The organism is Alexandriicola marinus (assembly GCF_004000435.1).
GTDB classification, from domain to species: Bacteria; Pseudomonadota; Alphaproteobacteria; order Rhodobacterales; family Rhodobacteraceae; genus Alexandriicola; species Alexandriicola marinus.
Genome location: NZ_RBVZ01000005.1, coordinates 89,115 through 101,711, shown reverse-complemented (window position 1 = coordinate 101,711; position 12,597 = coordinate 89,115). Strand labels below are relative to the sequence as shown.

17 protein-coding genes and 1 tRNA gene are annotated in these 12,597 nt (G+C 65.1%); 3 read left to right on the top strand and 15 right to left on the bottom strand.

The window, feature by feature from the left end; translation table 11 throughout:
• Positions 1 to 22 precede the first annotated feature (22 nt).
• Positions 23 to 1,318 (bottom strand): ABC transporter substrate-binding protein, encoded by a 1,296-nt coding sequence (locus EP376_RS15695; RefSeq protein WP_127656565.1) that lies wholly within the window; start codon positions 1,316 to 1,318, stop codon positions 23 to 25.
• 208 nt (positions 1,319 to 1,526) lie between these two features.
• On the bottom strand, positions 1,527 to 2,012 hold the full coding sequence (locus tag EP376_RS15690; RefSeq protein WP_127656564.1) for an OsmC family protein: 486 nt from the start codon (positions 2,010 to 2,012) through the stop codon (positions 1,527 to 1,529).
• An 84-nt stretch (positions 2,013 to 2,096) separates the two neighbouring features.
• Between EP376_RS15690 and EP376_RS15685 the strand changes: the two genes are divergently transcribed.
• Positions 2,097 to 3,053, top strand: a complete 957-nt coding sequence (locus EP376_RS15685) for a cyclase family protein (RefSeq protein WP_127656563.1) — start codon at positions 2,097 to 2,099, stop codon at positions 3,051 to 3,053.
• 76 nt (positions 3,054 to 3,129) lie between these two features.
• Positions 3,130 to 3,750, top strand: a complete 621-nt coding sequence (locus EP376_RS15680) for a glutathione S-transferase family protein (RefSeq protein ID WP_127656562.1) — start codon at positions 3,130 to 3,132, stop codon at positions 3,748 to 3,750.
• 6 nt (positions 3,751 to 3,756) lie between these two features.
• On the opposite strand, the gene EP376_RS15675 is transcribed toward EP376_RS15680, so the two are convergent.
• The 12 genes from EP376_RS15675 to EP376_RS15620 form a co-directional block, all read right to left on the bottom strand.
• Entirely contained in the window at positions 3,757 to 3,933 is a 177-nt protein-coding gene (locus EP376_RS15675; RefSeq protein ID WP_127656561.1) for a DNA gyrase inhibitor YacG, read from the bottom strand.
• On the bottom strand, positions 3,933 to 4,964 hold the full coding sequence (locus tag EP376_RS15670; RefSeq protein WP_127656560.1) for a ribonuclease E/G: 1,032 nt from the start codon (positions 4,962 to 4,964) through the stop codon (positions 3,933 to 3,935). The genes EP376_RS15675 and EP376_RS15670 overlap by 1 nt, the downstream gene beginning before the upstream one ends.
• Positions 4,961 to 5,566, bottom strand: a complete 606-nt coding sequence (locus tag EP376_RS15665; RefSeq protein WP_127656559.1) for a Maf family protein — start codon at positions 5,564 to 5,566, stop codon at positions 4,961 to 4,963. The genes EP376_RS15670 and EP376_RS15665 overlap by 4 nt, the downstream gene beginning before the upstream one ends.
• 6 nt (positions 5,567 to 5,572) lie before the next feature.
• The gene (infA, locus tag EP376_RS15660; protein WP_013384801.1) at positions 5,573 to 5,791 is read right to left on the bottom strand and encodes a translation initiation factor IF-1; all 219 of its coding nucleotides are present in this window, start codon (positions 5,789 to 5,791) and stop codon (positions 5,573 to 5,575) included.
• Positions 5,792 to 5,878: 87 nt separating this feature from the next.
• Positions 5,879 to 6,748 carry a nitrilase-related carbon-nitrogen hydrolase gene (locus tag EP376_RS15655; RefSeq protein ID WP_127656558.1) on the bottom strand — a complete coding sequence of 290 codons (870 nt, stop codon included), beginning with the start codon at positions 6,746 to 6,748 and terminating at the stop codon, positions 5,879 to 5,881.
• Entirely contained in the window at positions 6,745 to 7,335 is a 591-nt protein-coding gene (locus tag EP376_RS15650) for a GNAT family N-acetyltransferase (protein ID WP_127656557.1), read from the bottom strand. The genes EP376_RS15655 and EP376_RS15650 overlap by 4 nt, the downstream gene beginning before the upstream one ends.
• Entirely contained in the window at positions 7,332 to 7,820 is a 489-nt protein-coding gene (locus tag EP376_RS15645; RefSeq protein ID WP_276317306.1) for an arsenate-mycothiol transferase ArsC, read from the bottom strand. Before EP376_RS15645 ends, EP376_RS15650 begins: the two co-directional genes overlap by 4 nt.
• A 4-nt stretch (positions 7,821 to 7,824) precedes the next feature.
• The gene (locus EP376_RS15640; RefSeq protein ID WP_127656555.1) at positions 7,825 to 8,304 is read right to left on the bottom strand and encodes a UPF0262 family protein; all 480 of its coding nucleotides are present in this window, start codon (positions 8,302 to 8,304) and stop codon (positions 7,825 to 7,827) included.
• Between the two features lie 115 nt (positions 8,305 to 8,419).
• Positions 8,420 to 9,721, bottom strand: a complete 1,302-nt coding sequence (hisD, locus tag EP376_RS15635) for a histidinol dehydrogenase (protein ID WP_127656554.1) — start codon at positions 9,719 to 9,721, stop codon at positions 8,420 to 8,422.
• A gap of 98 nt (positions 9,722 to 9,819) precedes the next feature.
• On the bottom strand, positions 9,820 to 10,281 hold the full coding sequence (locus EP376_RS15630) for a DUF2948 family protein (protein ID WP_127656553.1): 462 nt from the start codon (positions 10,279 to 10,281) through the stop codon (positions 9,820 to 9,822).
• Positions 10,278 to 11,546: a UDP-N-acetylglucosamine 1-carboxyvinyltransferase gene (gene murA, locus EP376_RS15625; RefSeq protein ID WP_127656552.1), complete on the bottom strand. Its 1,269-nt coding sequence runs from the start codon at positions 11,544 to 11,546 to the stop codon at positions 10,278 to 10,280. The genes EP376_RS15630 and murA overlap by 4 nt, the downstream gene beginning before the upstream one ends.
• On the bottom strand, positions 11,547 to 11,750 hold the full coding sequence (locus EP376_RS15620; RefSeq protein ID WP_127656551.1) for a hypothetical protein: 204 nt from the start codon (positions 11,748 to 11,750) through the stop codon (positions 11,547 to 11,549).
• Positions 11,751 to 11,892: 142 nt separating this feature from the next.
• On the opposite strand from EP376_RS15620, the gene EP376_RS15615 reads away from it, so the two are divergent.
• Positions 11,893 to 11,967 (top strand) — tRNA-Thr (locus EP376_RS15615).
• Positions 11,968 to 12,077: 110 nt separating this feature from the next.
• On the opposite strand, the gene EP376_RS15610 is transcribed toward EP376_RS15615, so the two are convergent.
• Positions 12,078 to 12,386, bottom strand: a complete 309-nt coding sequence (locus tag EP376_RS15610; RefSeq protein WP_127656550.1) for a Dabb family protein — start codon at positions 12,384 to 12,386, stop codon at positions 12,078 to 12,080.
• Positions 12,387 to 12,597: the final 211 nt, after the last annotated feature.

Here is a 12,597-nt window from a genome sequence, read left to right as displayed (position 1 = left end):
CGCCCCCGATCAGTCGGACGCCTTAGTTGTTGGCGTTGGTGTTGACCTCTTCCTCGATCTTCTCGATCGCCTCGTCGAGCGTCAGCTCGCCGTTCATCGCGGCGGCCAGATACTGCGTCGTGGCGTTGAAGATCACGAAGTTGTTCGGGTTGCCCTGCAGGTCATAGGCCTGCGGCGTCTGCGCGGCGGCGGCCGCCGCCATCGAGGTGAAGGCATTCAGACCATTGGCCACGCCTTCGGAAGCGCCGGCACCTGCATAATCAAGACCTTCGGCCTGAAGACCGGCATGCGCCGGGATCGCGAAGGTGCGGGTATACCATTCCCGCGCAATCTCTTCGGAGGCCATCCAGGCGACGAAATCGGCTGCGGCGGCCTCCTTCTCGGCGTCATCCGACTTGAAGGCCACGAGGCCCGCACCGCCCGGCATCACGCCACAGCCCGCCGGGCCGCAGGGAACGGGCACGACCGCCCAGTCGAAATTGTCGCCCACGTTGTTCTGGACGTTGCCCGTGTTCCACGACCCGGACATGTAGAACGGCACATCCTGGTTGAAGAACATCTCGTTGCCGTTGGCGTACTTGGAGCCGGAAACAGCCGGCCAGATGTCGGCGGGCATCAGGCCCGAATTGTGCCAGTCGATCATCAGCTGGGCAAAGGTCTTGAAGCCGTCGTCGATGATCAGGTTGCCCGCATCGTCGAAATAGGCCGCGCCATAGGACATCGCAGGCCCCGCCATCCGGTGGCCGGAGCGGTCCATGACCATGCCCGCATAAGCGCCGGTCTCGTCCATGACCATCTGCGTGGCTTCGGCCCAGTCTTCCCATGTCGCGCCCGGTGCGGGAATCTCGACGCCAGCCTCTTCGAACATGGTCAGGTTCACGTAGGGACCGGTAACCGTCATCTCGGTATGGAAGCCATAGATGCCGTCGGGTGCGCCCGCGCGATACCACGGCAGAACGGCGCCATACTGAGCCTCCCACTCGTCGGCATCGACATAGGGTGTGAGGTCGACGTAATAGGGGTTCAGACCGCCCAAGTTGGTGACGAAGGCCAGATCGGGGCCAGTGCCGGCCTCCAGCTGGATCGGCAGCTGCTCGCGGATGACGTCATAGCCCACCGAGTTCATCGTGATCGTGACGTCGGGGTTCGCCTCCTGATAGCGCTCGGCCATCTCCTGGACGATGTTGGCCTTGCCATCCACGTCGGAGATCATCAGGTCCAGTTCGACCGCCATCGCCGTGCCGCCGGCCATCATCGCCACGCCGGACACGGATGCAAAGACTGCCCCCCGCAGGGACAGGCTCGTGAGATTTTTCATGATATTCCTCCCAGAACAATGATCTGATTGTGTCAGATACTGGGGGAAGCGTGGCAAAGAAGACGCCCAAAATCAATATGCAGCAATGCGCCTTTTTCAACAGGAATACAGCCCCCTCCCGTTCATTGAAAACAATGACTTAAGGTGGAGGGAGCTGCAAAATCAGGTCAAAAAACGTAGAACAATCGTCGCGCCATTGGTCGCGCAATCAGGCCTCGTGCCAGTTGTCGTCCAAACGCAGCCTGTGGCCCACCTGAAGCCCCTGCGACAGGGTCTGCTCGATGAAGCAGCCTTTCTTGGCGGCTTCGAGAAGCCGGCGCTGATCCGCCTCGGAGGCCGGGCTGTCGAGATCGACATCGAGATCGAAACCGACGGGATGGGTCACGTAGGGGTCGTTGCCCTCCTGCTCGCCCTTCCAGTGCAGCCGGGCCTGAACCTCGACCGCGCCGATCTCGATCTTCAGCCGCTTCGAGAAGGCGCGGATCTGCGTCATCAGGCAACCGGTCAGTGCCGCGGTGAACAGCGCCAGCGGCGGCGGTGCCGTGCCATCGCCGCCATGGAACGGCCCCTCGTCCGTGGCCAGTTCGAAACTCTCCTTCATCATCGGCCATTCAACCGAGATATCGTTGCGCATCTTGCCGGAGGCTTTGCCTGTCCCGGTGAAGATTACCTCGAAGGTTTTGCTCTCGCTCATCACTCCCCCGTTGACAGCCGCGTCAGCTAATTGTTCAGTCGATAAATAACGGTGATGTGCCGGGTCAACAAGGAGGGAATCGCGATGTCGAAATTCGGCAGGGATTATATCTACGAAACAGCAAAGAAGCTGTCGAACAAGGGGCGCTGGGGGGCAGATGATCAAATTGGCACACTGAACAATATCTCACCCGAAGATATCGTCGCGGCGGCCAAGCTGGTGCGCAAGGGCAAGACATTCGCCCTCGGCCTCGATCTGAAAGAAAAGATCCAGTCGGGCCTGTTCGGGGGGCGGTGGAACATGATCCACCAGATGCTGGCCACAGGCACCGACGCCGTGGTCGGCGAACAGGATGGCGACGGCAAGGCCTACCTGCGCTATGCCGACGACGCGATCAACCTGCCCTGCCAGGGGTCGACCCAGTGGGACGCGCTGTGCCACATCTTCCTCGACGAGGAGATGTACAACGGCTTTCCCGCGACCGATGTGACGGTCAATGGCGCCAAGCACCTCGGCATCGAGAATGTGCGCGACAAGATGGTCGGCCGGGGTGTCCTGCTGGATATCGCGCGATGGAAGGGCGTGGACAGCCTCGATGACGGCTATCCGATCACCAATGCCGACCTCGACGGCTGCGCCGAGGCGCAGGGCGTCGAAATCCGCAAGGGCGACTTCGTGATCGTACGCACCGGTCACCAGGAACGCTGCCTCGCCAAGGGGGACTGGACGGGCTATGCGGGCGGCGACGCGCCGGGCCTTGCCTTCGAGACGGCCTATTGGATCAAGGAAAAGGATATCGCCGCGATCTGCGCCGACACGTGGGGCTGCGAGGTGCGGCCGAACGAAACCGACGAGGCGAACCAGCCGTGGCACTGGGTGGTGATCCCGGCCATCGGCATCTCGATGGGCGAGATCTTCTACGTCAAGGAACTGGCCGAGGATTGCGCAGAAGACGGGGTCTACGAATTCTTCTTCTCCGCGCCCCCGCTTCATATCCCCGGCGCGGCAGGCTCGCCGATCAACCCGCAGGCCATCAAGTGACCGGGACCGGAACCTTTCAAAGGTTCCGGTTCGATTTCCTTCAAGGAAATCGACGCGCTTGGCACGGGACAGCACAATGACGGACAGGCTTTGGGGCCGTGCCAGTTCGGTCAACGTCCAGAAGGTGATGTGGGCGCTGGCCGAGCTGGGCCTCGATTACGAGCGCATCGATGCGGGTGGCCGCTATGGCCAGACCGACACCGATGCATTTCGCGCCCTCAACCCCAATGCTCGGGTGCCGGTCTGGCAGGAAGACGACGGTCTTGTCCTTTGGGAAAGCCATGCGGTGCTGCGCCACCTCGCCGCACGGACCGGGCGCCTTGCGCCCGGCCCCGTCGGCGACCAGTGGATGGATTGGGGGGTCAGCACCTTCTATCCCGCGCTGATCGGTGTCTTCTGGCAGGTCGTGCGCACGCCCCCTGCACAGCGCGCACCCGACCAGATCCGTCGCAACATCGCGTCCCTCGAAGAGGCCCTCACGATCCTTGCCACGGGGCTTGAGGACCGCGACTGGCTGAACGGCGACGCCTTCTCGATGGCCGATATCGCGGTCGGCGCCGGACTCTATCGGTATTTCGACATGGACATCCCGCGCGACCCGCCGCCCGCCATACGGGCCTATTACGCGCGCCTTGCGGACCGACCGGCCTACCGCGACGCGATCATGACAAGTTACGAGGAATTGCGAGCGACCTGACCCGTCTCAATGGGTGCGGGGCGGGATGTCGTCGTCAGAGCCGAGATCGTCTTCATCGGCAGGTTCCGCCGGGATCGCGTAGGACCCGCTCAGCCATTTGGCCAGATCCACATCCGCACAGCGTTTCGAACAGAACGGGCGGTATTTCGGATCGGTCTCCTTGCTGCAGATCGGACAGGACATCACACCTCCTCGATGATCCGGGCCAGCGCGGGCCGTTCGCGTTTGCGTTGCAACTCATAGAGCCCCATCACCGTCCAGCCCACAAGGCTGGTCTCGATCGAATCGGCCCGGAACGCCGCGCGCAGGCCCTGTTCCAGCTGCTTGCGCTGCCCCTTGGGCATGGAGGCGAAATCCACGACGATCTGGCCGCCAAGCCCCCGCAGCCGGAGCGCGCGGGGCAACTCGCGCGCCGCCGCGAGGTTGGTCTTGAGCGCGGCGGCCGGCGAGGTATCGGCACCGGTGTTGACGTCGACGGCCACCAGCGCGCGGGTGGCCTCCACCACCATCGTGCCGGGGTTCAGTTCGTGCACCGGGCTTGCCAGCGCGGCGATCCGGTCAAGCACGCCTTCCCGCTCGAACCCGCCGGACTCGGTCACCACGTCGCCCGCGCGCCATTCGCGCCAGGCCAGGGCATGCGGCCCGTCCCCTTCGGTAAGCGCCTCGGGGCTGTCGCCCGACGCGTCGCCCGCGACGGCTTCGGCCAGGGCCAGCATGGCCGCGATATCCTCGGCGATCTCGTCCTCGTCTGCGCCTTCGGCGGCCGACCGCAGGATCAGGCCCGCCTCGCTGCCCTCCATCTCGGCGCGCGCGATGATGTGGAGCCTGTCCCGCTCGTCGTCGTCGCGTATCTGGCGGCTGATGTTCAGCCCCGGCGCGCCGGGGGTGACGATGGCATAGCGGCTCTTGAACAGGACGCGGTCGGTCATCGGCACGGCCTTGCCGGGCTCGGCCACGCCGGTGACCTGAACCAGAATGGCCTGACCGGGGGCCAGCCCCCTGGCGCCGCGCAGCCAGCCCGTGCCCCCTTCGGGCAGGCGGACGATCATGCCGCCCTGCCCCTTGAGGGGCCGGTCACAGATCGCGCGGTAGATCGCGCCGGGCCGGGGCGCAGAGACGTCATCGACCAGAAGATCGTCGAGCCTGCCATCGACCATCAGGGCGGCCGCCTCGGCGCCCTTCACGTGATCCAGAACGATGCGACGGCCCTTCATGATGCCTCTCCATAGACGGGATATCCCGCGGCCTGCAAAAGACCCACGGTGACGGAAAGCGGCAGGCCCATGACACCGCTGTAATCGCCGCTGATCGCCGGAATGAATGCGCCCGCGGGCCCCTGGATCGCGTAACCGCCGGCCTTGCCCTGCCAGTCACCGGTGGCGATATAGGCCTCGATCTCGCGCGGCGAGAGGCGCTTGACGCTGACGCTGGTCTCGCTGTGTTTCTGCCAGACCCGGTCGCCCCGTCGCACCGCGACCGACGTGATCACCCGGTGGCGCCGCCCCGACAGCGCGCGCAGAAAGGCGCGGGCCTCGTCGGCATCCTCGGGCTTGCCCAGGATCCGGCGGCCCAGCGCGACCGTCGTATCGGCGCAAAGCGCGACTTCACCGTCGCGCAGGTCCAGCGCGCCTGCCTTTTGGCGCGCGATCCGCGCGACATAGGCGCGGGGCGTTTCGTCCCTGTGGGGGGTTTCGTCGATATCGGGGGGCCGGGTGTCATCGGGCACCAGCCCGATGCGGCCCAGCAGTTCGCGACGGCGCGGGCTCGCCGATCCCAGCACGAGCGAAAGCCCGGCCTCGACTGGCAGGGCCGTCACGAAATCTTACCGGAAGCGATAATTGATCCGACCCTTGGTCAGATCATAGGGGGTCATCTCGACCTGCACCTTGTCACCCGCGAGCACGCGGATACGGTTCTTGCGAAGTTTGCCCGCCGTATGCGCGATGATCTCATGGCCGTTTTCCAGCTCGACCCTGAATGTCGCGTTCGGCAGGAGTTCCTTCACGACACCGGGAAATTCGAGCAGTTCTTCCTTGGCCATGTTCTCTCCATGCTTGGTTGACCGCCACGATGGGCGGACAGGGGCAGCATATGGGCCGCTTCGGCCCGGTTTTCAAGGCAAATCTCGTCAGAGCGACAGGAGCCTGATGTTCGTGTCGACGCGGTCCTGCTCGGGCCAGTGGGCGACGTTGCCCACCTGCCCCTCGCGCCGGACCCGGCCCACGGCTGCGAAATCGACCTCGGCCAACGCGTGGCCGGGCGTATTGGCCGCGCCTTGGGCAAGGATGCCATCCGCCGGCATCCCGTGATCGGGCGGCACGAAGATGCCGGGCCGGCCACGGCTCATGTCGATGATATCGCAGCCCTCGACCGCACCCACGAGCGGGGCCTGCACCACGACGCATTGCCCTTCGATGGCGCGGGCGCGACAGGATTGCCGCACGCGGGTCTGGCCCGCCTCGAATTCGGTGCAGGACGGCACGAGGATCATGTCGCACTGCGCCTCGACCAGTTTGCGAGCAAGGATCGGGAATTCGCTGTCATAGCAGATCAGCATTCCGAAGCGGCCCATCACGGTGTCGATCACGCTCAGCCCCTGCCCCGGCACGATCCCCATCCCGTCACGTTCAAAGGGTGTCGGGATCAGCTTGTCCTGGCAATGGACCTCGCCCCAGGGCGCGGCGAAGAAGCCGCGATTGACATAGCCACGCGGTGTTTCGACCGGCAGCGAGGCGCCGCAGACCCACGCACCGGTGCGTTTCGCGACCGACGACAGCTGCCCCATCCAGTCCCCCGACCTCTCTGAGGCGAGCGCCATCCACGACGCGATGTCCTGCGGCGGGGTCCGGCCCACAAGGGCCGCGTCGAGGCCCGCATATTCCGGCAAAAGCACAAGATCGGCCTTCAGCGGGTCTATCGCCTCGATCAGCCGGGCTTCCTGCTCGGCCCAGCCCGAGACCCTCTGGCAGTGCCATGCAAGAGATGCGATGCGCGTCATAGCGATTTCCCCCAGAATTGCATGGGCTTGGATGTTTCCTCGATCTCACCGAGATCGCGCCAGGAATATTCGGCCATCAGCCCGTCGACTGGTCGATACCCGCGCTTGCGCCAGAACGTATCGAGCGGCCGGTAGGCCGGATCGCGCGCGGGATGCGCTTGCGGTCGGACGACAGCGCAGAACAGGCTGGTCTTTCGGCCCAGCGCACGGGCGTGTTCTTCGCGGGCGCCGAAAAAGGCGTGTCCCGCCCCCTGCCCGCGATATTGCGGCAAGAGCACGCTTTCGGCGCAATAGAAGATATCCCCGATCTCCATGCCATGCGCACGGATCGCGGCCCCGAATTCATCGGCGTGATCTTCCATCGGGGTGCCCGTCGCGGCCCCCACGATTCTGCCGCCGTCAAGCGCCGCCACGAGGATCGCATCGCGGCTGTCGCGGTAGGAGGCCATGTATCGGCGTTCGTAGTCGGGATCGCCGTCGTAAAGGTAAGGCCATTCGCGAAAGACCTCGATCCTGAGAGCGGCCAGCGCATCAAGTGCGGCGTCGACAGCATCCCCGCGCAGGACCTGGTATCGCAGGGCCGTCATGCGGCGCCCGCGCCTTGCCCCCGCGGCGCGCCCCAACGTTCGGTCAGCTTGGCGATGATCATGTCGCGTGTCTGGCGGTAGGCATCGAGCTTTTCCTCGCGGGTGCGGCCCAGCCCCGTCGGATCGAGGATCGGCCAGTATTCGACATCGAGGTGATAGAACCGCGTCAGATCCAGCGCCCGCCGTTGCGAGGCCGGTGACAGCGCGAGCACCAGATCGAAGGACGACAGGTCGTCGCCCCATTCCTCCATCTCGTCGAAGGAGCGCGATCTGTGGCGGGACAGTTCGACCCCGATCTCTTCGCAGACGGTGATCGCAAAGCCGTCGATCTCCATGTCGCTGCGCACGCCGACCGACTGGATATAGCATTCGGTGCCGTAGAATTTCTTCATGATCCCTTCCGCCATGGGCGAGCGGACGGAATTATGATCGCAACAGAAAAGAACAGATTGCGGCAGGTTCTGAACAGATGCGTCCGCCGGCACCGCCCTAGACCCCGAAATTGAGGACACAGACGAGGGTGAACAACCTCCGGGCGGTATCCTCATCCAGGATGACCTTGCCCTCCAGCCGTTCCTGCAAGACGCGCGCGCCCTCGTTGTGGATGCCGCGCCGGGCCATGTCGATGGTCTCGATCTGGCTGGGCGGCAATGTCTTGACCGCGTCGAAATAGCTTTCGCAGATTTGGAAGTAATCCTTCACCACCTGACGGAACGGCCCCAGCGACAGGTGGAACGAGGCCGCGGTGTCGCCGGCCTCGGTCAGGACCTCAACCACGAGCCTGCGGTCGCGGATCGCAAGCGCCAGCTTGTACGGCCCGGGAGGGACCTGTCTGTCCTCCCGCGGGGGCAGCTCAAAGCTGTTGTCTTCGAGAAGATCGAAGATCGCGACACGCCGCTCCTGCTCGATCTCGGGCGTGGGCGGGGGCAGATCGGAATCGTCGAGTTCGATATCGATGATGCGGGTCATGGGTCGGTCCGGCGCTGGCAATGGCCTTGGCTACCCCGCAGCGGCCCCGGGTGCAATGCCCGGGCCGGCACCGGATCAGACTGATGGTCTGTCGGGCGGGTCGAGAAATGGCGTCTCAGCTATTGAGCCGCGTCAGCCGTGCCGTGACGCTCAACCCATGCGCCTCGAGGCTTTCGGAGGCGGCCAGCACCTCGGCGGCGGGTCCGATGGCGCGCAGGCTTTCGGGTGTCATCCGTGCGACCGTCGTGCGCTTGAGGAAATCAAGAACGCCCAGTCCGGACGAGAACCGCGCCGACCGCGCCGTGGGCAGAACATGGTTCGGCCCGCCCACGTAGTCGCCGATCGCCTCGGGCGTCCACTGGCCAAGGAACACCGCACCTGCATGGGTGATCTTTGCGAAAAGCGCCTCCGCGTCGGCCACACACAATTCCAGATGCTCAGGGGCGATCCTGTCGGACAATGCGGCCGCCTCGTCGATGTCACGCACCAGGATGATGGCACCATAGTCACGCCAGCTTGCGCCCGCGATGGCCCGCCGCTCCAGCGTTTCCAGCCGGGCGCTGACGGCCGCTTCGACCCGGCGCGCCAGATCGGCATCGTCCGTGATGAGGATGGACTGGGCGCTTTCGTCGTGTTCGGCCTGGCTCATCAGGTCGAGCGCCAGCCAGTCGGGATCGTTCTCCCCGTCCGCGATCACGAGGATCTCCGACGGCCCCGCGATCATGTCGATCCCCACCTTGCCGAAGACCCGCCGCTTGGCCGCGGCGACATAGGCGTTGCCCGGGCCGGTGATCTTGTCAACGGGCGCAATGCTTTCCGTACCAAAGGCCATCGCGGCAATCGCCTGTGCGCCGCCGACCCGGTAGACCTCGTCCACGCCCGCGATGCGGGCCGCGGCCAGAACCAGCGGGTTCACCACGCCGCCCGGCATCGGGACGCACATGGCAAGGCGCGGGACACCGGCCACCTTGGCCGGAACCGCGTTCATCAGGACGGAGGACGGATAAGAGGCCAGCCCCCCCGGCACATAGAGACCCGCGGCCGAAACCGGCCCCCAGCGCCAGCCCAGTTCGGCGCCGGCCTCGTCGGTCCAGCGGGCATCCTCGGGCATCTGGCGCGCGTGATAGGCGCCGATCCTGTCGGCCGCCTGCTCCAGCGCGGTCTGCTCCGCCGCGGGGACATCGGCGATTGCCGCGTCAATCTCGGCCTCGGAGACCCGGATCGGACGACCGAGCAGATCGAGCCTGTCGAACCGGCGGGTGTAGTCGATCAGCGCCGCGTCACCACGGGTGCGCACATCGGCGATGATGGCGGCCACAGCATCGTCCACATCGACGCTGTCCTCGCGCTTGGAATTCAGCAGTTCGGCAAACCGCGCCTCGAAATCGGGATCCATCGTCGACAGGTGTTGAGGCATGGACTTTCTCTCCGTTGATGGACCGCACCCTTAGCGGCCCCGCATCCAAGGCTCAACCGGGCGGCACGCGTCCTGCGGCACCGGGCCACGGGATCGGATCATTCGGGGTGATGCGGCGTCTTGCCCGAAGGCGCGACATAGGGGCGTGTCACGTCGCGCAACACGACCTCGAGCGCCTCGACCCGTGCGGCAATGGCCCCGTCGCCCGCGAATGTCAGGACGACATCGCCCCCCGGTGCGTCGCCCGGCTCGAACGCCGCGGCAAGGATCGACAGAACGGTATCGCCGTCCCCCGGCACGATCCCCTGACTGCGAACGGCCTCGACGCCTTCGACGACCAGAAGCGATTGCACCCGTTCCGGCGGACGCGCAGGGCGTTCCCAGCGAAACCGGTTCACCAGAAGCGCAAGCCGACGTGCCCCTCTTTCCCACCGGATTTCCGATCCCGGCAGGACCGAATCCTGCAAGAGCGCCGAGATCACGGCCAGATCGTCGGCGTCGAACGCTCTGAGCCGCAGCGGCGATTCGCCGGCATCTTCGAAACGGGCATCCTCGGTCACTCTTCGCGCACCCTTTCGATATCGGCACCGACGGCGCCGAGTTTCTGTTCGATGAATTCGTAGCCGCGATCAAGGTGATAGACCCGGTTGACGCGGGTCTCCCCCTCGGCGGCCAGCCCCGCGAGGATCAGCGAAACCGAGGCCCGCAGATCGGTGGCCATCACCGGTGCCCCGCGCAGCCGGTCGACGCCGCGCACGGTGGCGGTGCCGCCATGAACCTCGATATCGGCGCCCATGCGAACGAGTTCCGGGGCATGCATGAACCGGTTCTCGAAGATCCGCTCTTCCAGGACGCTGGTGCCCCGGGCGGTGCAGAGCATCGCCATCATCTGGGCCTGAAGATCGGTCGGAAAGCCGGGATAGACCTCCGTGACCACGTCAACGGCGCGCGGGATCTCGCCGTTGCGGCGCACCTTGAGGCCCGCGGCGGTTTCCGTGATTTCGACCCCGGCCTCGGCCAGTTTCTCGGCGAAGGCCGAGACCAGCCCGAGCCGGCCACCGAGGCATTCCACCTCGCCGCCCGCGATCACGGGGGCCAGCATGAAGGTCCCCAGTTCGATCCGGTCGGTCACGACCGAATGCGTGGCGCCGTGCAGGCTGTCAACGCCCTCGATCTCGATCCGGCTTTCGCCCGCGCCTTCGATCCGGGCGCCCATCTTCGTCAGGCACTCGGCCAGATCGACGATCTCCGGCTCGCGGGCCGCGTTCTCGATCACGGTCGTGCCCTTGGCCAGCGTCGCGACCATCAGCGTGTTCTCGGTGGCACCCACCGAAGCGAACCGGAGCGCCACGCGCCCGCCCTTCAGACCGCCCGATGTCTTGGCGTGAAGGTAGCCGTCTTTCAGCTCGATCTCCGCGCCCAGCGCGGTCAGCGCGTCGATATGGATGTCCATCGGCCGAGCGCCGATCGCGCAGCCCCCCGGCAGCGAGACGACCGCCTCTCCCAGCCGCGCCAGAAGCGGGCCCAGAACAAGGTTCGACGCCCGCATCTTGCGCACGATGTCGTAATCGGCCCGGTCGCCATTGAGGCTGTGCGAGGACATGGCGATCACTTTGCCGCCCTGAAGCGACGACACCTCGGCGCCCAGCGATTGCAGAAGCGTGCTCATCGTCTTGATGTCGCTCAGCCGGGGCGCGTTCGTCAGCGTCAGCGGTTCATCGCTCAGAAGCGTGGCGGGCATCAGCGCAAGGCAGGCATTCTTGGCGCCGGCGATGGGGATTTGTCCCGAAAGCGGCTTTCCACCGCGCACCAATATCGAATCCATCTAGGCCCTGTCCTCTCTGCTCGACGTCTCGGGCCCACCGGTGCTGTCGCCGGTTTCGCGGACTCCGTTCGTCTGTTCACTCGCCTCATCCGCATCATCAGACTGCGCACGCGCCCGTGCCTGGCTCTTGCGCCGGGCGATATTCGCCTTCAGCGCCGCCTTGAGCCGTGCCTCTCGGGCGGGATCGTTGCGCGATGCGGTCATGACGCCGTGATAAAGCGGGCGAAGAGGATGGTCCAGCAGATCAAAGCACCGGCGCGCGCCGGCAAGTGGTGGGGTTTGACATTTTCACCCGAAAAACCCCCTTGCCTTCATCCGCCGGCCTAGTAAAAGGCCCGTCACGCGCGCTGCAGTAGCTCAGTGGTAGAGCACTCCCTTGGTAAGGGAGAGGTCGGGAGTTCAATCCTCCCCTGCAGCACCATGATCCCCCCTGTTTCCGAGATGTGGCGGCCCGGTCTGTTGTGCGGTTTTTTGTGGCCTGGCCGACATATTCCATTGCGACCGGCGCATCGACGCCCGGAAACAGCCGCCTTAGACCTCGATGTCGAGAACCAGCAGGCCATCGACCCCGCCGATGGCGTTTTCGACGAGCCGCGCGCCCAGCGCCTTGTGTTCGGGGTTTTCGGCATAGGTCTGAAGGTCAGGCCAATCGTCGAAATCGATGACGAAGCCGTGGTGATAGCCGCGCTCGATCTGTTCGGAGCTGGATGAGCGGCCGCCTTTGAAATCCCGCGCGCCGGGAAGGCGCTCAACAAGGGCGGCAAGACCTGTGTAGATCTCACGGATCTCGTCTTCAGACACGTCGGGTGCGAATCTGGTCAGAACGATATGACGGATCATCGGGGGTTCCTTTGGTGCAGACCTTGGCCGATGATGTCATCTTCGCGCACCAAAAGACAGATCAGAGACATTCGTGCCACTGGCCTTTCTTGCCACTGGCCTTTCTTGCCACTGGCCTTTCTTGCCACGCCTTGGCCAGAGTCCGCCGCTCATGCGCCCGCCACTGATCCGCGAGTTGTCTGCAATTCAACTTAAAGGATACCGGGGTCTG